Annotated in this window: 16 protein-coding genes; 8 read left to right on the forward strand and 8 right to left on the reverse strand. The window is 61.3% G+C overall.

Going from position 1 to position 20984, the window contains the following annotated elements; all coding sequences use genetic code 11:
• Positions 1-59: 59 nt before the first annotated feature.
• The 6 genes from B2J69_RS21385 to B2J69_RS21410 all read right to left on the reverse strand — a co-directional run bounded on the left by B2J69_RS21385 (position 60) and on the right by B2J69_RS21410 (position 6926).
• A complete protein-coding gene (locus tag B2J69_RS21385) occupies positions 60-1316 on the reverse strand; it encodes a mechanosensitive ion channel family protein (protein ID WP_081142140.1) in 1257 nt (418 codons plus the stop codon).
• A 177-nt stretch (positions 1317-1493) separates the two neighbouring features.
• Entirely contained in the window at positions 1494-1697 is a 204-nt protein-coding gene (locus tag B2J69_RS21390; RefSeq protein WP_033748479.1) for a hypothetical protein, read from the reverse strand.
• A 156-nt stretch (positions 1698-1853) separates the two neighbouring features.
• Positions 1854-3032 carry a Gfo/Idh/MocA family protein gene (locus B2J69_RS21395; protein WP_081142142.1) on the reverse strand — a complete coding sequence of 393 codons (1179 nt, stop codon included), beginning with the start codon at positions 3030-3032 and terminating at the stop codon, positions 1854-1856.
• Positions 3029-3958 (reverse strand): myo-inosose-2 dehydratase, encoded by a 930-nt coding sequence (gene iolE / locus B2J69_RS21400; protein WP_081142144.1) that lies wholly within the window; start codon positions 3956-3958, stop codon positions 3029-3031. The genes B2J69_RS21395 and iolE overlap by 4 nt, the downstream gene beginning before the upstream one ends.
• Before the next feature lie 97 nt (positions 3959-4055).
• Positions 4056-4550, reverse strand: a complete 495-nt coding sequence (locus B2J69_RS21405; RefSeq protein WP_236722764.1) for a serine O-acetyltransferase — start codon at positions 4548-4550, stop codon at positions 4056-4058.
• A 231-nt stretch (positions 4551-4781) separates the two neighbouring features.
• Positions 4782-6926: a TonB-dependent siderophore receptor gene (locus B2J69_RS21410; RefSeq protein WP_094078540.1), complete on the reverse strand. Its 2145-nt coding sequence runs from the start codon at positions 6924-6926 to the stop codon at positions 4782-4784.
• A gap of 610 nt (positions 6927-7536) precedes the next feature.
• Between B2J69_RS21410 and B2J69_RS21415 the strand changes: the two genes are divergently transcribed.
• The 4 genes from B2J69_RS21415 to B2J69_RS21430 are packed head-to-tail and all read left to right on the forward strand — an operon-like array spanning position 7537 to position 12397.
• The gene (locus B2J69_RS21415) at positions 7537-8424 is read left to right on the forward strand and encodes an ABC transporter substrate-binding protein (protein WP_201789487.1); all 888 of its coding nucleotides are present in this window, start codon (positions 7537-7539) and stop codon (positions 8422-8424) included.
• Positions 8421-9335 (forward strand): amino acid ABC transporter permease, encoded by a 915-nt coding sequence (locus B2J69_RS21420; protein WP_081142152.1) that lies wholly within the window; start codon positions 8421-8423, stop codon positions 9333-9335. The genes B2J69_RS21415 and B2J69_RS21420 overlap by 4 nt, the downstream gene beginning before the upstream one ends.
• Entirely contained in the window at positions 9328-10089 is a 762-nt protein-coding gene (locus B2J69_RS21425) for an amino acid ABC transporter ATP-binding protein (RefSeq protein WP_081142154.1), read from the forward strand. The genes B2J69_RS21420 and B2J69_RS21425 overlap by 8 nt, the downstream gene beginning before the upstream one ends.
• A gap of 25 nt (positions 10090-10114) precedes the next feature.
• Positions 10115-12397 (forward strand): molybdopterin-dependent oxidoreductase, encoded by a 2283-nt coding sequence (locus B2J69_RS21430; RefSeq protein WP_081142156.1) that lies wholly within the window; start codon positions 10115-10117, stop codon positions 12395-12397.
• A 10-nt stretch (positions 12398-12407) separates the two neighbouring features.
• On the opposite strand, the gene B2J69_RS21435 is transcribed toward B2J69_RS21430, so the two are convergent.
• Entirely contained in the window at positions 12408-13709 is a 1302-nt protein-coding gene (locus tag B2J69_RS21435; RefSeq protein ID WP_081142158.1) for an MmgE/PrpD family protein, read from the reverse strand.
• Between the two features lie 267 nt (positions 13710-13976).
• On the opposite strand from B2J69_RS21435, the gene B2J69_RS21440 reads away from it, so the two are divergent.
• The 3 genes from B2J69_RS21440 to B2J69_RS21450 all read left to right on the forward strand — a co-directional run bounded on the left by B2J69_RS21440 (position 13977) and on the right by B2J69_RS21450 (position 17396).
• Positions 13977-15050, forward strand: coding sequence for an iron-containing alcohol dehydrogenase family protein (locus B2J69_RS21440; protein WP_081142160.1), 1074 nt, complete (start codon positions 13977-13979; stop codon positions 15048-15050).
• 39 nt (positions 15051-15089) lie between these two features.
• Positions 15090-16391 (forward strand): LLM class flavin-dependent oxidoreductase, encoded by a 1302-nt coding sequence (locus tag B2J69_RS21445; RefSeq protein WP_081142162.1) that lies wholly within the window; start codon positions 15090-15092, stop codon positions 16389-16391.
• Between the two features lie 99 nt (positions 16392-16490).
• Complete coding sequence (locus B2J69_RS21450) at positions 16491-17396, forward strand: LysR family transcriptional regulator (protein WP_081142164.1); 906 nt, start codon at positions 16491-16493, stop codon at positions 17394-17396.
• A gap of 28 nt (positions 17397-17424) precedes the next feature.
• On the opposite strand, the gene B2J69_RS21455 is transcribed toward B2J69_RS21450, so the two are convergent.
• Positions 17425-17826: an H-NS family histone-like protein gene (locus B2J69_RS21455; RefSeq protein WP_081142166.1), complete on the reverse strand. Its 402-nt coding sequence runs from the start codon at positions 17824-17826 to the stop codon at positions 17425-17427.
• Between the two features lie 904 nt (positions 17827-18730).
• Between B2J69_RS21455 and fhuE the strand changes: the two genes are divergently transcribed.
• Positions 18731-20947 carry a ferric-rhodotorulic acid/ferric-coprogen receptor FhuE gene (fhuE, locus tag B2J69_RS21460; RefSeq protein ID WP_081142168.1) on the forward strand — a complete coding sequence of 739 codons (2217 nt, stop codon included), beginning with the start codon at positions 18731-18733 and terminating at the stop codon, positions 20945-20947.
• Positions 20948-20984 lie beyond the last annotated feature (37 nt).

The raw sequence follows: 20984 nt of genomic DNA on the forward strand, positions 1-20984 counted from the left end.
GTATTTTCGGGAAGTTATTGGATTTACAGCACATGCCGCCGCGCGCGGCGGCATGTGGTTCACACTGAGGGGGTGCGGGAGTTGGCTACGCTTTGCGCGCGATCGCGCGACAGGCGCCAGAAATCCGCGCCGGAAGGGTGCTGATAGATGCGCAGCGAAAACAGGCTCGCCACCGCATAGATATATTCGAAAATCTCCGACTGCGAGTTCTCGTAATCCGCCCAGAGCGTCGACGAGGTAAAACAGTAGATCTCAACCGGCAATCCATCCGGCGACGGTTTGAGCGCACGCACCACGGTATACATATCCTTGCGAATATCGTCGCGCTGCCCGAGCCAGGCGGTCAGATAGTGGCGAAACACGGTGAGATTGGTCATGCCGTTTTCAATAAACCAGCGATCGCCGACCGCGCTGATATCACGTCCGTCGAGCAGCGCCGTCAGCGGCTCGCTCACGCCGCGCAGCTGCACCATCGACTGCAGCATCTCCTGATTCACAAAGGTGACAGAATCGAGATCGAGATAGAAGCTGCGCATAATGCGGCGCGCGCCGGACGAGAACATCGCCTGCCAGTTGGTATAGGTTTCGGTCAGAAAATTTTTGGTCGGAATGCGCGAAATGGTGTTGTCCCAGTTGCGGATGGTGATGGTATGCAGGGCAATATCCGTCACCTCGCCGCTGAGGTTTTTATCCGGCATCTCGATCCAGTCGCCCAGCTGCAGCACGTCGTTGGATGAAACCTGAATATTCGCCACCAGCGACAGCAGCGTGTGCTGGAACACCAGCATCAGCACCGCGGCGGCCGCGCCGAGGCTGGAGATAATAATCACCGGCGACTTATTCGACATAATCGCCAGGATCATAATCGCCGACAGAATATGCACCAGGATTTTGCCGACCTGGATATAGCCTTTAATCGAATGATTTTTGCGCTTCGACTTCTTCGAATAGGAGTTGTTAACAATCTCCAGCACTTCATTGAAGAACAGCGATAAATAGACGAAAAACAAGATGCCGCACAGGGTCTTAATGGCGATTTGCAGATGCTCGGGCAATTCCGGCATAAACTGCAGCAGGTAATAAACGGTGATAACCGGAATAAAGTTGGAGAGCTTCTCCGAAATGCGAACATCTTTATCCAGCGGGACATCGCTTTTATGCGCGCTGAAGAAGACTTTTCGCACCACTTTGACAATAAACAGCTTGCAGGCGAAATGGGCGATCATGCCGGCCAGCACCAGCATGATGATATTAAAGGTGGCGGAAAGCGCGACGTTCCCCTCAATAAACCCCATTAATTCGTTAAAATAGTGCATTTTTACCACGTACAGACCAAGGGTAGACGGAAGTTAACCATAAAACGGTGGCAGATGATAAGCGACCAATGCGCCAGAGGCAGGTTACGCCCAGACAGCGCCGGGCGAAAGGGGCGCGCAGGCAGACGGGTTAAGGCTGGACGGTAACGAGGCCGCCTTAGCCCGCCGCGTTGCGCGTCAGAGCAGAGAATCGGGATTGGCTTTAGCCGCTTTCTTCTCCTCCTCGACGGCCTGCACCGGATCGGCGGCGCTCAGCCAGCGATCGAACTTCTGATAGGTCTCGATAAAGGATTTAAAGTAGACGGTAATGCCGGTGACATTCTCTTTACGCTCCATATAAGCCACCGCCAGTTTAAACGCATCCTGATTTTCAAATTTCACGGGCTTTTCTCTCCTGAATTACGGGTTTATTCAGCGTAGCCTGGCGTCGAAACCCGCGCCTGCGCATCTCTGCTCTTTTTCCCGCGCGGCGCGGCGGATAGCGACGACGCCTGCCCCGCAGCGCCTGCATCATAACCCTACGCGCCTCGCTTTACATCAGGTTAAATCAGCAATCTTTATTCGCTGGTCCGCAGCGGCGGATCGCTCCATCGCATCGATAATGCGCTGATTCTCCAGACCGAAGCGAAAATCGGCCAGCGGCGTGCGCGCGCCGCTCAGCACGCCGATCAGATCAAAGATCTCTATCACCTTCACGTCGAAGTAGCCGAGCCCGCCGCCGGCGAAGTCAAAGCCGAAAAAGCCGCTAAAGGCGTCGACCTGCGAGCCGGCGTAGAGCGTTTTAAAGCCGCGATCCTGTTTTTCATCGCCGTAGCGCGCAATCTTCAGCTCGTTGAAACGCTCGCCGTCCATCATCAGCGTGCCCGCCGTGCCGGAAACCTCCCAGGCGATGCCGAACACTTTGCCGGCGGCGATGCGCGACGACTCAATCACGCCGCCGGCGCGGCTGGCGAAGGTCACCAGCGCCTGAAACTGGTCGTCGTTTTCCACGGTCAGCCGCGCCGCGTGACGATCTGCCTGTGCGCCGTAGCCTGAACCGCTGCCCGGCGCGGGGCGGCTGCCGATCACCGTCTGCTGCTGGCCCACCACGCTCTCAATCGGCCCCATCAGATATTGCGCCACGCTGATGACGTGCGAGCCTAAATCCCCCAGTGAACCGGAGCCTGCCTGCTCGCGCGAGCAGCGCCAGCTCCAGGGCAAATCGGGATCGTTGAAAAAGCCCTGATCGAACCAGCCGCGAAAGCGCGTCGGGGTGCCGATATCGCCGCGCGCGATCAGCTGCTTCGCCAGCTGCGCGGCGGGCGTTTTAATATTGTTAAACGCCACAAAGGTCTGCACGCCGGCGCGTTCCGCCTCGTCGACCAGCATCTGCGCATCTTCGAGCGCGACGGTGAGGGGCTTTTCACAGTAGACATGCTTGCCGGCGCGGATGGCGGCCAGCGCCATCTCCACATGCAAACTGTTAGGCGTGGTGATATCCACTATATCGATCGCCGGATCCTCGACCATCGCGCGCCAGTTTGCCGTTCCCTGCTGAAAACCGAAGCGCTGCGCGGCCGCCTGCGCCAGCGCTGGCGTGGCGTCGGCAAGGGTGTGCAGCACCGGCTGCAGCGGCAGATCGCGGTAGAGCAGCGCGGCGCGGCGCCAGGCGTCGGCGTGCGCCTGTCCCATAAATCCCGAACCGATCAGGCCGACGTTCAAATGGGGTTTGCTCATGCGAGGCTCTCCTGGGTAAGAATATGGCGGGCGACGTAGCGCTGGGCGCGTGTGACCGTGGCAAGGGGCGGCGCGCTGGCGGGATCCTGTTCGGCTTCGACCACCAGCCAGCCGCAGTAGCCGCTATCGGCGATAAAGCGCGCCAGCGGCGCGAAATCCACCGCGCCGTCGCCCGGCACGCAGAACAAGCCGTCCAGCACCGCCTGATTAAAGGTGGTCTGGCCGGATCGCGCCTGTTGCAGCTGGTCGGCGCGCACATCTTTCAGATGGATATGGCAGATACGATCGGCAAAGGCGTCGATCAGGCGCGAGTAGGGGAAACCGGCGGCAAACGCGTGGCCGGTATCGAGCAGCAGGCCGACGTCAGAGGAGCAGGCGTTCAGCAGGCGGGCAATTTCATCCCAGGTTTCCGCCACCATCATCAGGTGATGATGATAGGCGAGCCGCAGGCCGTAGCGGCGGCGCAGCGCCTCGGCGAAGCGCGACAGGCGCTCGGCATAGGCGTTGACGCCGTCGGCAGGCAGCAGCCGGCGCCGATCCAGCGGGATATCGAGCGCGTTCTCCGCCATCCAGCCGCATTCGCCGTAGACCATAATGCGGGAACCGCAGCGGCTCAGCAGCGAGGCGTGCTGATGCACTGCCTCAAGCTCCGCCTCCACGCCGCGTTCAGTGAGAAAACCGCTGTACCAGCCGGAAACCAGCTGCAGGCGGTGCGCGTCCAGCAGCGGCTTAAGGGCCTCGGCGTCGCGCGGAAAGAGGCGGCTCAGCTCCACGCCCTGATAACCCGCCTGCGCCGCTTCGCGCAAACACTGCGCGGCGGTGGTGCCGGCGCCCAAATGGTGGAGCACTTCATTAACCCACGACAGCGGGCTGACGCCCAGTCGGGGCGCGGCGGTAGCCGCGGCATAAGGGTTTTTTTCAGTCATTTTCCCGCTTCCTCAGAGAGTAAAAACAGGAAAAAAATAAGGCAGGCGGAGGGGGCAAACCAGGCGCTTTTTGAGTGATTCACATCAGCGTGGGCGATCAGACCTCGAGAGGAATAATAGTCATCTCTTTTTTATTCAGCACCACAGCATTATCCGGCACGTCTTTATTCACAAAAGTCATCGCGCCGATCACCACATTGCTGCCAATGGTGATGTCGTCGCCGATAATACAGCTGTTCGCGCCGACCTCGACCTTATCGCCAATATGGATATGACCCGACTGGTTGATATGGCGCACGCCGATGGTGACGTTTTGCTTGATATGAAAACTTTCGCCGATAATACAGCGATGCGAAATGACAATGCCGACAAAGTGCGAAATACGCAGCCCGACGCCGATTTGCGTGCCGGGATGAATATCGCAGGCGTATTTATTGCGCAGCTTGCGGGAAAGGCGAATCGCCAGCTTGCGATGACGCTTACTCAGATAGAGATAATTGGCGATGCGCCACCAGAAATAATAACGTCTGCCGGGGCATTTAATGGCGCGGTGGATGGTTTTGACCCATGAAAACGGGGCCGAAGAGACCATCACTTCTCTTCTCAGGCAGCGTTTTAAATGTTCTAAATGCGGGTCATGCTTCGCCATCGATTTTCACTCGTTACCACTGAATAGCGGCGCATTATAGCGAGCTTAGGCGGCAGGGGATAGCGTCAGCTTGACGTTTTGCGAGGCGTATTCCGACGCATTCTGGACCTTTTTTTAACACGCGAGGCGAGGGAGAAAAGCCGCCGCCGCGCGCGACGACGGCAACCCTTATCCTCAGAAGGCGTAGGTCAGCCCGGCGTACCAGGCGCGGCCAGGTTCGTTATAGGTCGAGGCGCCGCTGTTTTCACGGTAGAGACGCTTATCCAGCAGGTTGCTGACGCCCGCGTTGGCGCGCAGGTTTTTCGTCACATCGTAGTTAAAATTGAGGCCCAGCACTGAGTAGGCGCCAATTTCACGCTGCGACAGGTTATTAACCTCCAGGCGCGACTCGGAAAACTCGCGCGGTTTCTGACGGCCATACATCGTCCAGTTGATATTGCCGGAGAAGTCCTGGGTGATCTGCCACTCCAGCTGCGAATTAATGGTGTATTTGGGAATAATCGACAGCGGATTGCCGGTCTCTTTATCTTCCGATTTCAGCATATAGGTCGCGTTGCTGCGCCACTCCAGGGTATCGGCGATCACGGGCAGCGTCAGGTTGCCCTCCAGACCTTCCACCACCGCTTTGCCGGCGTTTTCCCAGCGCAGAATGTTATAGCCGTTCGAGGCGATGCCGACGCGCTCGCGGCCGGCGACGATCTTGTTTTTGTAGTCGTTACGGAACCAGGTGATGCCCGCCGCATAGCCGTCATGGGCGAACTCCAGGCCCAGCTCTTTATTGACGCTGATTTCCGGCTCGAGATCGTCGCTGCCCAGCAGGTAGCAGCTGCCGGTGGTGACATCCTTCGGACAGCCGTTGCCGCGCGTCGACAGCAGGTAGCCTTCGGTGGACTGATAGAGATTCGGCGCCTTAAACGCGCGCGCGATGCCGGCCTTCAGGGTGAAAAAGTCCCCCAGCCCCTGCGACAGGTTGAGGCTCGGGCTCCAGTTGGCGCCGAAGCTGTTGTGATAGTCGAAGCGGATGCCTGGAATGACCTCCGTCGAGTCGGTGGCAGCGATATTGTCTTCAAAGTAGAGCGAGCTAAGGGTGGCGCTGTTTTTGCTGCTGCGATCCGCCGCATTGCCGCTGACGCCGCCGATATTGACGCCCGCCTGGTTGGCGGCCTGCATCGAGGCGGGATCGTTGAGTTTGTCATGATTCCACTCCGCGCCCAGCGTGACCGTCTGATCGCGCAGCCAGTCGAGCGGGAAGTTTACCTCCGCGCTGCCGCGATAGCTCTCCAGCCGGCTAGTAGCGAAGGTGTCGCTGTTGATCATCCCTTCGACGCTGCCGCCGGAGCCCTCCTGCAGGCGCGTGTTGTTGGTCTTTTCATAGTTGAAGGTCAGCTTCGACAGACCCCAGTCCCAGATGCCGTTGTGCGCCAGGCCGTACGACTGGCGATAGAGGCGGTTGGTTTCGCTGCCCACCAGCGACTCCACCAGCCCGTTGGCGCTGTTATTGCCGTTGCTGTTCTGCGTGTCGCCAGCGTAGATATTGCCCTGGCGGCTGTAGCCGTAAGAAAAGTCGAGGATCTGCTCGGGATTAATCTTCCAGGAGAGCACGCCGTTGATATCTTTATTGCGCACCCCTTCGCGTCCGGCGGCGTAAGAGCCGTTTTCGGCGGTATTGATATCCCAGGCGTCAGCGTCGGTCCGGTTAAGGTTACCGTACAGGCGCATGGTCAGCGCTTCGCCTGCCAGCGGCCCGCTCAGGCTGAAGTTGGCGCGTCGGGTATCGCCCTCTTTGCTGTCTTCAGGCTGGTTGGTAAACAGGGAGAGAGAGCCGTGCCAGTCGTTGGTCGGCCGTTTGGTGATGATGTTAACCACGCCGCCCGCCGCGCCGGAGCCGTAGCGCGCCGCCGCCGGGCCGCGGATCACTTCAATACGCTCAACCATTTCCGGCGGCACCCAGTTGGTATCGCCGCGCGAATCACGTTCACCACGCCAGCTGTAGCGCACCGAGTTGCGCGACGAGACCGGCACGCCATCAATCAGGATCAGGGTGTTTTCCGGCCCCATGCCGCGAATGTCGATCTGGCGGTTGTTGCCGCGACTGCCGCTGGCGCCGTTGCCGGTCAGGTTGACGCCGGGCATTTTGCGGATGATATCGGAGAGATCGTTAACCGGCGGGCTTTTCTCAATATCTTCTGCGGTGATGGTAGAAACGCCAGGCTGCTGCTTTAACAGCTGTTCCGCGGTCACCAGCATAGTTTCGTCATCGGCCAGCTTTTCGGTCTCTTCCGCCGCGCCGACGCCAGTGGCGCTCAGCACGCCTGCCATTAAAAGGGCGCAAGGGCGTTTTCTGAAATAACGCGTTACATTCACTTAAACTTTCTCCCTGATAGGTTAACGATTGTAAGTAAATGCGCATGATAGTGAGAATGATTATCATTGTATAGTTTGTGCTGTCATATTTACATTCCTACACAATTGCGCAGGAAACAGTCAGCACCGGTCGCGCAATTAACCAGCAAAAGGAAGCGGGTGTTACAACAAATCGTTAAATAATCAGGGAAACAGGCGAGGAGACAGCTTCAGGCGGGGCTGGCTATCCATCGTGAGACGCGGCCTAATCAGTAGCCACCGTTTAGATCATAAGAAAATAAGCTAGCGCATTTTGCTTCAGCTCCCTGCATAACCTTACCCGCCTTTTCCAGTCGCGCAGACCAAATCTGACAGCGCAGAGCGAGGCGCTCACTGCTAATGCTCAATTTCGGCATAAGTTAGCGTTTTTTCGCATTTGTTAAGCCCGCATATCCTCACAGAGAATAAAGCCGTCCAGCCATCTCTGGGCCGAGAAAGAGATAACTTCGTTTGCGCGGCGCTGTCCGGCTTCGCTTTTTCCCGTAAGGGAGTGGATTTGATCAGGAGAAAGGTCACAGTGAAACTCATGCAAGGCGTCACCCTTATCGCGTTCGCGCTGGCTGCCCAGGCCGTAAGCGCTGCGGAAACCTCGGTGCCGACCGACAGTTCGCTGCATGTGCAGGCCGATCCCGCGCTAAAAAGCCTGCTGCCTGCTGATATTCTGCAGCGCGGCTATATTGTCGCCGGCACCAACCCCAACACGCCGCCCACCACCTTCTATAAAGAAGACAACAAAACCCTGGCGGGCCGCGAAATCGACGTGATGAACGCCGTGGGCGAACGCCTCGGCGTGGCGGTGCAGTGGCGCGACACCGGCGGCTTCGACAATATTATTCCCGGCCTGAAGACCGGCCGCTACGATGTGGCGCTCTCCAATATCAACGCCACTCAGGCGCGCCTGAAGCAGGTGGATTTCGTCGGCTACTACAACGCCAGCCGTCTCGGCATTATTGCGCTGAAAAGCGCCAATATCGCGCCGTTCACCACCTTTGACGCGGTGTGCGGCAAAACGGTGGGCGCGGGCGCGGGCACCACGCAAATCACTCGTCTGGAAGAGGCGAGCAAAACCTGCGTCAGCGCCGGGAAGTCCCCGATCAACATCGCCGTCTTCCCCGACCGTCCGGCCGGCGTGCAGGCGGTGGTCAGCGGCCGCGTGCCGATGTTCTTCGGCCCCTATGAAGGGCTGACCTGGCAGGTGAAGCTGATCAAGCCGCTGACCATGAGCGGCGAAATCAGCGTCAACGACGCGCCGGTGTCGGTCGCCTTCCCGAAGGCGTCGCCGCTGGAGCCGGCGGTGCAAGCGGCGCTTAATTCGCTGATCAAAGACGGCAGCTATCAGAAGATCCTCGACCACTGGGATATCGGCTTCGGCGCGGTGAAAGAGGCGAAACGCAACGAGGAGATCTTTCAGTGAATCCTGAAGACGATCTGCGCATCGTCGGCAAACGCTACTACGGCCGCTGGCTGAGCGCGCTGCTGGTGCTGCTGTGCGTGATGGCGATGGCGCATTCGATGATCAACAACCCGCGTTTCGAATGGGGGGTGATCGCCGAGAATTTTACCGAAGCCTCGATTCTGCAGGGCGTGCTGATGACCCTGCAGCTGACCGCCATTTCCGTGGTGCTGGGGTTCGCCTTCGGCACGGTGCTGGCGCTGATGCGCCTCTCTTCTAATCCGGTGCTGGTGGCGGTGAGCTGGGCCTACACCTGGTTCTTTCGCGGCGTGCCGATGCTGGTGCAGCTGTTTCTCTGGTACAACATCGCCGCGCTCTATCCCACGCTCTCTCTGTCGCTGCCGGGCGTCGGCGAACTCTGGAGCGCCCAGTCCAACGCGCTGATCAGCCCGTTCAGCGCCGCGGTTATCGCGCTGGTGATGCATCAGTCCGCCTACGCGGCGGAGATTGTGCGCGCCGGGATCCAGAGCGTCGGCAACGGTCAGCTGGAGGCGGCGCGCGCGCTCGGCTACCGTCCGGCGCAGATTTTTCGCTTTACCATTCTGCCGCAGGCGATGCGCGCCATCCTGCCGCCCGCCGGCAATGAGGTGATCGGCCAGCTCAAAACCACGGCGGTGGTGTCGGTGATCTCGCTGCAGGATGTGCTCTTCTCCGCGCAGATCATCTATCAGCGCACCTATGAGGTGATCCCGCTGCTGCTGGTGGCGACGCTGTGGTATCTGTTGATGACCTCGGTGCTGTCGGTGGGGCAGTTCTATATCGAACGCTATTTCTCGCGCGGCGTGTCGCGGGGTTCATCGCGCACCCTGTGGCGCAGCCTGCTTAACGGCTTTACGCCGACGCGCAGCGAAAGGAGTATCAGTAATGGCTGAGGCGATCGCCCTGCGTAACGTGAGCAAACGCTTTTCCGGCGTCACCGTCCTCGACGAGGTCGATCTGGATATTCCGGCCGGTTCGGTGACGGTGATCCTTGGGCCGTCCGGCTCGGGCAAGTCGACGCTGTTGCGCTGTATCAATCACCTGGAGAAACTGGACGGCGGCACCATCCGCATCGGCGGCGAGCTGGTGGGATACCGGCAGAAAGGGCGCGCGCTGCATGAGCTGGGCAGCCGCGAGGTGGCGCGCCAGCGGCGCGATGTCGGCATGGTGTTTCAGCAGTTCAATCTCTTCCCCCATCGTACGGTGCTGCAAAACATCGCCGACGCGCCGATACGGGTAAAAAAAGCGCCGCGTCAGCAGGCGCTGGAGAAGGCGCGCGCCCTGCTACAGCAGGTCGGGCTGGCGGGCCGCGAAGAGGAGTGGCCGCAAAACCTCTCCGGCGGCCAGCAGCAGCGCGTCGCCATCGCCCGCGCGCTGGCGATGGATCCCGGCGTGCTGCTGTTTGACGAACCGACCTCAGCGCTCGATCCCGAGCTGGTGGGTGAAGTGCTGCAGGTGATCAAGCAGCTGGCGCACTCTGGCATCACGATGGTGATCGTGACGCATGAGATCGGCTTTGCGCGCGAAGTCGCCGACAACCTTGTGTTTATGGAAGGCGGCAGGATCGTCGCCGCCGGACCGACGCAGCAGGTGCTTGATGACCCCAACAACGGGCGCGTGCGTAACTTTATCGCGACGGTGCTGTAGGCACCGTTTTTTTCGCAGGATTATCATGACCGACGTTATGCACAGCGCCCACTGGGGCGCCTTTCGCGCCCGCCGTGAAGGCGACGCGTTAAAAATTGTTCCTTTCAGCGCCGACCCCGATCCCAGCCCGCTGCTGGCGAACCTGCATAACGCGCTCGCGCATCCGGCGCGCGTGACGCGTCCAATGGTGCGGCGCGGCTGGCTGGAAAACGGGCCGGGCGCCGACGCGCGGCGCGGTCTCGACAGCTATGTGGCGGTCAGCTGGGAAGAGGCTTACACGCTGGTGGCGGATGAGCTGCGCCGCGTCGGGCAGCACTATGGGCCAGCCGGCATTTTCGGCGGCTCCTACGGCTGGTCGAGCGCCGGACGCTTTCACCATGCGCAGAGCCAGGTGCACCGCTTTCTGAATACCGTGCTGGGCGGCTATGTGCGCTCGGTCAACAGCTACAGCTCCGGCGCGGCCTCGGTGCTGCTGCCGCATATCGTCGGCGATATGAATGAAATCGCGCGGCGCGGCGTCAGCTGGGAGTCGATCGCCCAGCACAGCGAGGTGGTGCTGGCGTTCGGCGGGCTGGCGCTGAAAAATTCGCAGGTGGCGAGCGGCGGGCTGAGCGAGCACACCGAGCGCGGCTTTATGCAGCGCGCCGCCCGGCGCGGCGCGCGCTTTATCTCGGTCAGCCCGCTCAAAAGCGATCTGCCTGACGAGGCGGGCGGCGAATGGCTACCGCTGATCCCCGGCACGGATGCGGCGCTGATGCTCGGGCTGTTGCATGAGTTAACCTCCCAGGGGCTGACCGACGACGATTTTCTGGTGCGCTACACCCACGGCTGGCCGCAGCTTAAGGCCTATCTGCTGGGCGAAGAGGACGGCGTCGCGCGCGACGCCAGCTGGGCCGCTGAGATCTGCGGTGTGCCTGCGGCGCAGATCCGCGCGCTAGCGCGCTCGCTGCACGGCAGGCGCGTGCTGATCACCGTGGCGCACGCTCTGCAGCGCGCCGAGCATGGCGAACAGCCGGTCTGGCTTGGGCTGGCGCTGGCCGCCGCGCTGGGACAGCCGGGCCTGCCCGGCGGCGGCTTTACCTACGCGCTCGGCGCGCTGGGGCACTACGGCAAACACCACAATCTGGCGAGCTTCCCCGCGCTGCCGCAGGGGAAGAACGGCATCGATCGCTTTATTCCGGTGGCGCGCATCGCCGATATGCTGCTCCATCCCGGCGAAAAATTTCACTATAACGGCCGCCATCTCACCTATCCCGCGATCCGGCTCGCCTACTGGGCGGGCGGCAATCCGTTTCACCACCATCAGGATCTGGCGCGTTTGCGTCAGGCGTTCTGCCGCCTCGACACGCTGATCGTGCATGAAAGCGCCTGGACGGCAACCGCCCGTCACGCCGATATCGTGCTGCCCGCCACCATGACGCTGGAGCGCGAGGATATCGGCGGCGCCCCCACCGATCGCCATCTGATCGCCATGCAGCCGGTGGCGGCGCCGTTCGGCGAGGCGCGCGACGACTATCAGATATTCAGCGAGCTGGCGCGCCGGCTGGGACGGGAAGCGGCCTTTACCGAAGGGCGCGACGCGCGCGGCTGGCTGGAGCATCTCTACGCGCAGCTGCAGGAAAAACTGGCGGCGCATCAGGTTGAGCTGCCCGATTTCGCCGCCTTCTGGCAGCAAGGCGTGCTGGCGCTGCCGCAGCTGCAGGACGGCGGACGCATGATGAATGCGTTTCGCGCCGATCCGGCGGCGCATCCACTGCCGACGCCCAGCGGGAAAATCGAGATCGCCTCCGACGCTATCGCCGGTTTCGGCTACGAGAACTGTCCCGGCCATCCGGTGTGGCGCGCGCCGCGCGAGCAGCCTGACGCGCGCTATCCGTTCTGGCTAATCGCCAACCAGCCGGCGACGCGCCTGCACAGCCAGCTTGATTTCGGCGACTACAGCCGCAGCGGCAAACGCGACGGCCGCGAAGTGTGCAGCCTCCATCCGCAGGATGCACAGCGGCTCGGCATTGTCGAGGGCGATGTGATTGAGCTGTACAACGCGCGCGGCCATGTGCTCGCCAGCGCCGCGCTGACGGAGAAGATTAAACCCGGCGTGCTGCGCCTGCCGACAGGCGCCTGGTACGATCCGGTCGATCCCGCCGCGGCGCGTCCGCTCTGCCGCCACGGCAACCCCAACGTGCTGACGCAGGATATCGGCACCTCGTCGCTGGCGCAGGGCTGCACCGGCCAGATCGCGGTGGTCAACGTCAGGAAATTTATCGGCGAGGCGCCGGCAGTCGCCGCCTTTACCCCGCCGCAAGGCTAGCCCGACGGCGCTACAGCGCCGCGATCAGTGCCTGCGCCAGGCAGCGCAGATCCCTGTCGTCGCGCAATGCGCTGTGGGCCAGCAGCTCAGGCTGATCGGACAGCGCCGCACGCAGCTTGCCCGCCACGTCCACCGGCGTCGCCAGCGACTGCTGACGGGTGCGCCGCTGACGCAGCGTTGCGCCGTCATGCAGAAACAGCGTGACTTCATGAAAGCGCAGCGCGGGATTGAGGGCATCCGGCGGCGCGCGATCGTCGGGCTGGCGCGCTACCTTCGCCGCCAGCGCCATGATCTGCGGATTGACCTCGCCTTCGGCAAAGTCCGCCATGCGCAGGTCGCCGTAGATCAGCATCGCGGCGATGACATACTCGAGGCTGAAACGCGCCTCAATGCCGTTCTGCGGCTGGCGCACCGAGGCGGCGATATCGCCACCGGGGGGAAAGGCGACGCTGATGCGATCGATGCGGCTCAGCAGCGTCTCAACGCCGCCCGTCCAGCGCTGGCGGATCTCACGCGTCGCCTCCGCCGCGCTGTGGGTGCCGGCGCAGGTGGCGAAAGGTTTGAACTCCAGCCCCGGCGCGACGATGCGCCAGGGATCGCCCCAGTTTTCCGGCAGTCTGTCGCGCTGCGCCGCCTCGGCGCTGCCAAGCGCGATAAAGGCCTCGAGCACGCCATCCGCCTGGCCATCGAACCCGGCCAGCGCCAGCTGGGTGGCGCGCACCGCGCGCTCGGCCGCGAAGCCGGCGTGCAGCGGCTTCACCGCCGAGCCGAACTGGGCGCGCAGCCCGCTCGCCTGGGTGGCGGCGATGCCGAGCAGCACCGCGGTCTGGCGGGCGTCCGCGCCGCTAAAGCGCGCCAGCGCGGCGGCGGCGGCAAGCGTGCCGAGCGACGCGGTGTTGTGATAGCCGAGCGTGTAGTGATGCTGCGTCATCGCCAGGCCGAGCCGACCGGCCATCTCCACGCCGATGATATAGGCGTCGAGAAAGCGCGCGAGGTCGAACGCGCCGTTTTCCGCCGCCCACGCCAGCAGCGCGGGCAGAATAACCACGCTGGGATGGCCGCGAAAATCGGCGTGAAAATCGTCATAGTCAAGGGCGTGTCCGGCGTAGCCGAGCAGCAGGGCGCGCGACGCCGGGCCGCCGTCGGCATAAAGCGCGCGCAGCTGGGGCAGGCCGCTGTCGGGCACCTGCCGGTTCAGCACCGGCCAGCTGACGGCAAGAAAATCCTGCACCCCTTCGCGGGCGCGCTGACGCGCGGCGTCGTCGGGTTGCAGCAGGCGGATCGGCTGGCTGAGCTGCGCGGTCAGGCTCACAGCGTCACCGCCGCATAACGGGAAAAGTGCATCATCATCTCCGTAATGCAAAAAAGGAACTCGCAGAGTAGCAACAAGTGACGCGCCGCTATATCTGAAAACTCGCTAAGCTAATGCGAATTTGTGAAGAAGGATCGCGGCGGAACGCGTTGCTTAAATTACCGGTTGTCGTACTATGCCCTGCATGCGCCGCGCAAGGGCATAACCTCAATATCCCTCTGTTTCCCCGCTACTTTTAGGGCAGCAGACCCACTGCAGGAATACGCCGTGTTAGCCATTAAATCGCCTCAAGCCTATCTACAGCAGGCCGGGATCCGCGCCCAGGCCGGAGAACATATCCGTCCGCTGGCCACCCATCTGCGCATCTTCTCATCGCCGCGCGCCTGGCAGGCGGTTAATCCTGAACTGACCCATAGCCTGGAGAGCCAGGGCATTCGCTGGCAGCTGGAAATGCTGGACGGCGAATGCAGCGACGAAGCGATCGAGCGGCTGCAGCGCAATACGGCGCAGCAGGGCGCAGAGGCGATTCTCGCCGTCGGCGGCGGGCGCGTGCTGGACTGCGCCAAAGCGGCGGGCGACGGGCTGGAGCAGGTCGCGGTGATTAACTTCGCTACGCTGGCCGCCACCTGCGCCGCCTGGTCGCCGGTGGCGATCGTCTATAACGCGCAGGGCGGCCACCTGCGCAGTCAGCCGCTGCGCAAGATGCCGGCGCTGGTGCTGGTGGACAGCGAGATTATCGCCCGCAGCGACGTGCGCTATCTGAAAGCGGGCATCGTCGACGCGCTGGCGAAGTGGTACGAGTTTCGTCCCTACCAGCGCCATAATCCCGACAGCCTGGCGCTGGATTTGAAGGTGATGGCGGCGCAGCGCGCGTTAGACGCCTTTCAGCAGTGGGGCGACGAAGCGGTCGAGGCCAACCAGCAGGGGCAGACCAGCTTCGCGCTGGAGCGCATTATCGACGCCAGTATCGTCCTGGCTGGACTGGCCAACAGTATGCGCGATACTCTACCGACGCCCGGATTCGCCCACGCTATCCATAATCGTCTGACCGATATGCCGGAGCTGCATCACTGGCTGCACGGCGAGAAGGTGGGATTTAGCCTGCTGGTGCAGTCGATAATGGAGCAGCCAGACGGCGAACCGGATGCCACGCTGGTGGCGCTGCTGCGCCGCTTTGGCGCGCCGCTCAGGCTGCCTGAGCTGGCGGGCGATCGCCGCGCGGCGCTGCAGCGTCTGGCGGGCGCTATCCGCTTTCCGGCCGCCAGCGCGGCGCGGCTGCCGTTTGCGGTCACGCCGGCGGCGCTGGAAAAAGCGTTAATCGCCACCGATCATTTTTCATAGCCGCCCAGAGACGGCGCTTATCTTTATCAGGGAAACAATATGGACAGTTCATCTGCAAAAAATCGTCTGCGTCTTGGTCTTTTCGTTCAGCCGGTAGGGCACCACGTCAGCGGCTGGCGCCTGACCGAAGAGCTGGGCGCGCCAACCGATATCGACTGGCTGATCCGCCTGGCGCAGAAAGCGGAAGCGGGACGTTTCGATCTCTTTTTCGTCGGCGATGCGCTGGCGACCAGCATGTATCGTCTGCCGTCCACCATGGCGCGTCTGGAGCCGCTGACCATGCTGTCAGCGGTGGCGGTCAACACCAGACGCATCGGCCTTGCCGCCACCGCGTCGACCACCTTCAGCGATCCCTTCACCATGGCGCGCACCTTCTCCTCGCTGGATCATATCAGCCGCGGCCGCGCCGCCTGGAACGTGGTGACCTCTTTCTCCACCGACGTGGCGAAAAACTTCAGCCGCGACGATATGCCAAACCACGCTGAGCGCTATGGGCGTGCGCGCGAGTTTTTGCAGGTCACCAACAAGCTGTGGCAAGGCTGGGAAGAGGGCGCGGTGCAGCCAGACGCCGCCTCGGGACAGTACTTCGTCAACGACAAAATCAACCCGATTAACCATGTCGGCGAGCATTTCCAGGTGCAGGGGCCGCTGAACATCACGCGCTCGCCGCAGGGGCGTCCGGTGATTATCGAAGCGGGCTCCTCAGCCGACGGGCAGAAGCTGGCGGCAGAGACCGCCGAAGTGGTGTTTACTGCCGCTGCCAGTCTGGAAGAGGCGCAGGCGTTTTATCAGTCGCAGAAAGCGCAGGTCGCGGCGGCGGGTCGTAACCCGGAGCACGTGGTGATCATGCCGGGCGTGATGCCGATTGTCGGCCGCACGCGCGACGAGGCGAAAGCGCTGTGGAAAGAGCTGAACACCCTGGTCGATATCGACAACGGGCTGAAACAGCTCTCGCTGCGTTTTGGTATGGATCTCTCCCACTTCCCGCTGGATGGCCCGGTGCCGGAGGTGCCGCTGGGCGAAGGCAACCAGAGCCGCGTCAAGCTGATGACCGATATGGCGAAACGTGAAAACCTGACGCTGCGCGAGCTGGCGGCTATCGCGGCGGGTTCGCGCGGGCATCGGGTGATTGTCGGCACGGCGGAGGATATCGCCGACGACTTCCAGCTGTGGCTGGAGCAGGGCGGCGCAGACGGCTTCAACATTATGCCCGCCATTATGCCGGAGCAGCTGGATCTGTTCGTTGAGCTGGTGATCCCGGAGCTGCGCCGTCGCGGCCTGTTCCCGACCGATTACGCCTACGCCACGCTGCGTGAGAATCTCGGTCTGCCAGCGCTCTAATCGCTCTCGTTTTGCAGGCGGCCGCCGGCCGCCTCGCAGATATCATCCCTTGCGCCTTTTTGCTACCCTTTTGCACGATAGCCGCAAAGGAGTTCTGTTGTGCACCACGATCTGCGCACGCTCGATTTAAACCTGCTAAAAACCCTGGATGCATTGCTTGATGAACGCAGCGTAACGCGCGCCGCCGAGCGGCTGGCGCTGACGCAGCCGGCGGTGAGCGGTATGCTGACCCGTCTGCGCGAGGCGTTCGACGATCCGCTGTTTACCCGCAGCCAGCGCGGCGTGGTGCCGACGCTGCGCGCGCTGGAGCTGGCCGCGCCGGTTAAGCAGATCCTGCACGACGTTGAGCGGCTGCTGCGGCCTGCCGCCTTTACCCCCGCCAGCGCGACCCTGACCTTTACCCTGGCGGCGACCGACTATGCGCTGCGCGCGCTGGTGGTGCCCTTTATGGCGGCGCTGCGCGAACAGGCGCCCGGCATCCGCGTGGCGGTGGTGCCGGTAAGCAATGAGCAGATTCAGGGACAGCTGGAGCGGGGCGAGGTGGATGCGGCGCTGATGACGCCCGACACCACGCCCGCCGATCTTCATGCGCGCGCGCTCTACGACGAGCGCTATATCTGTCTACTGCGCGACGATCATCCCGCCGCGCAGCAGCCGCTGACGCTGGACGCCTTTTGCCAGCTCGATCAGGCGCTGGTCTCATACAGCGGCAGGCCGTTTCGCGGCGTCACGGACGAGGCGCTGGCGGCACTGGGGCGCGAACGCCGCATTACCCTGGCGGTCAGCAGCTTTATGGTGCTGCCGGAGATACTGCGCGTCAGCGATCTGCTAGCGGTGGTGCCAGAGCGGCTGGCGCGCGATCTGCCGGGCCTTAAGGCGCTGGCGCCGCCGCTGGCGATCCCCGGTTTTACCAAGAATCTCGCCTGGCATGAACGCACGCATCGCGATGCGGGCCATCGCTGGCTGCGCGCGCTGCTGTGCGCGACGGCGGAGCGGCAGGCATAAAAAAGGCGCTGAAATCAGCGCCTGTTGACTAGATAAGGAATTCGTCGAGCGAACCGCCTGCATCCAGCACTTTTTTGATCGGCGAAGGGGTGCGGCCCTGACCGGTCCAGAATTTGGTTTCGCCGGTTTCATCGGTGAATTTATATTTAGCCGGACGCGGCGCGCGTTTCGCTTTCGGCTTGTTTTCGGTCTGCGCCAGATCCGCCAGATCGGAAATATCGATGCCGTCTTTCATCAGCATCTCTTTATACAACGCCAGCTTTTCCGCTTTTTCTTTTTGCGCGGCTTGTTCGGCGTTTACTTCGTCACGACGTTCTGCAACCACGACAGAGAACTTTTCGAGCATTTCGTTTAACACGTCCAGCTCAATTTCACGTGCCTGAACGCGAAGCGTACGAAGATTATTCAATGCTTTCAGCGCATCACTCATGGATATAACCCTTAACGAATATAAATATGTAAAGCGCGCAGTTTACGGTAAAAAAACCTTAAAGGAAATAAGCCAGCGTGCAGATTGACACGTTTAAATAACATTTGGCTCGCTACCTCAGGGGAGTTAATCCGCCCGCATAAAATAACAAGACTAAATATAAAACAGCCTGCTCGTTGACAGGCGTAAACCCAGTGCCTGCTTTCATTATCAACAGGATAGCCAATAAAGGACCATTTTCTGTCAGAGGTGTCTTAGCCATTGCGCAGCGTGATCGTTGAGAGCGGCAATATTCCCTGGCGGCGAATATCGGCACGCGAATAGCCCGCCCGGCGATAACAATAGTGACGGGCGCAACAATAACGCACATAAAATGCGTTATATCTGTTTCAGCAATGAATAATCTGAAATAAATTTTCAAAGCGACGCGGCAGGTGCGGCGTGATGTTAATCGCCCGTTGGCACGCTAATATCCTTTTCGCGCTGAGATGCTTATTAGGGTGCAGGCCGGGATATAAGCGGCGGAGTCTGTCGCCAGGTGGCGAAAGAGGGCATAGCTGTTTTCCGCAGCAGACGTAAAGCCACGCGCGTGCAGCTCAATAACGTTATTTGCTAACCTCAGCACGCGTGTGACGTTCCACACTTTCCCGTAGATTCCAGTTGTGACGCGTTATTCTGCTTTCGGCCTCCCTAAAACCTCTTATTTTTCAGTGGATTCTTCCCTGCGCCGTTGCGTTCTCTTTTTGCAGCATTTTCTAACAATTACTTGCAATGATAATGACAATGCGTATATTTCTCATTTGCTTTACTACAGCATCACGTTAAGAGAGCATCGACAGCCGGGCAGCGCGCCTGTCACCGGCCACAGTGGCAGCAACAACCCATAATAAAACGAGGAAGAGTGATGTCTTTTGATGTTCAGCGCGTCAGGGAAAACCGCGCCGGCGACGCCGCCTGCGCACGTCCACTGCAACGTTCACTGCTGGCCGTGCTGATTGCCGCCAGCGTCGCGCACAGCGCGCAGGCTGCCGAAACCGCCACGACCAGCGAACAAACGCTGACCGTCGACGGCAGCGCCACCGACACCGGCCAGCAGGCGGCGCAGGATTACAGCGTGCCCATTACCCGCGCCGGCACCAAAATGGCGCTGACCGCGCGCGATATCCCGCAGTCGGTGACCATCGTCAGCAAACAGCGTATGGCAGATCAGCAGCTCAACTCACTGAATGACGTGCTGCACAACACCACGGCGATCACGGCTGTCAGCCCCGATATGGATCGCATCACCTATTACGCTCGCGGTTTCCCTATCGACAACTTTATGGTTGACGGCATCCCGACCACCTTTGCCTCGAACTGGAACCTGGGCGACGCCAAATCTGATATGGCGCTCTACGAGCGCGTGGAAGTGGTGCGCGGCGCCACCGGCCTGCTGACCGGGCCGGGCAACCCCTCGGCGGCCATCAACATGGTGCGCAAACACGCCGACAGCAAAGCGTTTACCGGCAGCGTCTCTGCCACCTACGGCAGCTGGGGCAAGCAGCGCTACGTCGCCGATCTCTCGACGCCGCTCAACAGCGACGGCAGCGTGCGCGGCCGCCTGGTGGCGGGCTATGAGGACAAGAACAGCTTTATCGAACGCTACGGCGCGCAGAAGCAGTTTGTCTACGGCGTGGTTGACGCCGATCTCACCGATTCCACCACCCTGTCTGTGGGCTATGAGTTTTCCCAGGTCGACACTGATTCAACGATGTGGAGCGGCACGCCGCGCTGGTACACCGACGGCACGCAGATCCATTCACGTCGCGGCTACAACACCGCGCCGGAGTGGGCCTATAACGATCAAGAGAACAAAAAAGTCTTCGTTAATCTGAAACAGGATTTCGACAACGGCTGGAACCTTACGGTTAACGGCACGCACAACGAAATGTTCCTCGACAGCAAGCAGCTCTACCTCAACGGCTACTTCGATAAAACTACCGGTCTTGGCGTCTCGCAGTACGCAAACTATCCGGTGGTGGGCGGCACCGGCTACAACACCGGCAAGCGCAAGGTGGACGCGGTGGACGCCTTCGCCAGCGGGCCCTACGAGCTGCTGGGACGTCAGCATGAGCTGATGGTCGGCGTTAACTACAGCCGTCAGGACAACAAATACTACAGCTCCTGGGCCAATATCTCAGCGGAGGAGCTGGGCAACTACAACAATTACAACGGCGATTTCCCGGAAACCGACTGGGGCCCGCGCGAGCTGACGGCAGACAGCACCACGGTGCGTCAAAAATCGGTCTACCTCGCGACGCGTATCTCGCTGGCCGATCCGCTGCATCTGATCCTCGGCGCGCGCTATACCAACTGGAATCGTCAGACCCTGGCCACCGGCGAGGAGCTGGAGAAAAACAACACCACGCCATACGGCGGGCTGATCTACGACTTCGCGGAAAACTGGTCCGCCTACGCCAGCTATACCTCGGTGTTCCAGCCGCAGGATTACCGCGACAGCAGCGGCGCCTTCCTGTCGCCGGTGATCGGTAAAAACTACGAAGTGGGCGTGAAGTCCGACTGGCTCAACAGCCGCCTGACCACCACGCTCTCGGTGTTCCGCACCGAGCTGGATAACGTCGGCGAAGACACCGGGCAGATTATTCCCGGTTCGCAGTCCACCGCCTACGTGGCGAAAAATGGCGTGGTTAGCCGCGGCGTCGAGTTTGAGCTGAACGGCGCGCTCACCGACAACTGGCAGATGACCGTCGGCGGCACCACCTATCTGGCGCAGGATCGCGACGGCAACGCCTACAACTCGCAGCTGCCGCGCACCACCTTTAAGCTCTTTACCAGCTATCGCCTGCCGATGCTGGAGCAGCTGACGCTGGGCGGCGGCGCCAACTGGCAGACGCACACCTGGCAGGATGTCGGCGCGCCGGAAGGCAACGGCACCTGGCGCGCACGTCAGGGCAGCTACGCGCTGGTGGATCTGTTCGCCCGTTACGAGGTGAATAAGAACCTGTCGCTGCAGGCCAACCTGAACAACCTGTTCTACAAAGAGTACGACACCTGGGTCGGCGCCTATAACGTTTACGGCGCGCCGCGTAACTTCTCGGTATCGGCGACCTATCGCTTCTGACAGAGCCTCAGAAAAGCCCTTCAGGCGGCGCAGACCC

The sequence above is a fragment of the Pantoea latae genome, from assembly GCF_002077695.1.
GTDB classification, from domain to species: Bacteria; Pseudomonadota; Gammaproteobacteria; order Enterobacterales; family Enterobacteriaceae; genus Pantoea; species Pantoea latae.

Bases quoted from the DNA above. Each gene is read 5' to 3' on its own strand.
- B2J69_RS21410 (WP_094078540.1), bottom strand. From the start codon at position 6,926: ATGGCAGGCGTGCTGAGCGCCACTGGCGTCGGCGCGGCGGAAGAGACC.
- fhuE (WP_081142168.1), top strand. From the start codon at position 18,731: ATGTCTTTTGATGTTCAGCGCGTCAGGGAAAACCGCGCCGGCGACGCC.
- B2J69_RS21455 (WP_081142166.1), bottom strand. From the start codon at position 17,826: ATGAGTGATGCGCTGAAAGCATTGAATAATCTTCGTACGCTTCGCGTT.
- B2J69_RS21425 (WP_081142154.1), top strand. From the start codon at position 9,328: ATGGCTGAGGCGATCGCCCTGCGTAACGTGAGCAAACGCTTTTCCGGC.
- B2J69_RS21405 (WP_236722764.1), bottom strand. From the start codon at position 4,550: ATGGTCTCTTCGGCCCCGTTTTCATGGGTCAAAACCATCCACCGCGCC.
- B2J69_RS21395 (WP_081142142.1), bottom strand. From the start codon at position 3,032: ATGAGCAAACCCCATTTGAACGTCGGCCTGATCGGTTCGGGATTTATG.
- iolE (WP_081142144.1), bottom strand. From the start codon at position 3,958: ATGACTGAAAAAAACCCTTATGCCGCGGCTACCGCCGCGCCCCGACTG.
- B2J69_RS21415 (WP_201789487.1), top strand. From the start codon at position 7,537: ATGCAAGGCGTCACCCTTATCGCGTTCGCGCTGGCTGCCCAGGCCGTA.
- B2J69_RS21430 (WP_081142156.1), top strand. From the start codon at position 10,115: ATGACCGACGTTATGCACAGCGCCCACTGGGGCGCCTTTCGCGCCCGC.
- B2J69_RS21385 (WP_081142140.1), bottom strand. From the start codon at position 1,316: ATGCACTATTTTAACGAATTAATGGGGTTTATTGAGGGGAACGTCGCG.
- B2J69_RS21445 (WP_081142162.1), top strand. From the start codon at position 15,090: ATGGACAGTTCATCTGCAAAAAATCGTCTGCGTCTTGGTCTTTTCGTT.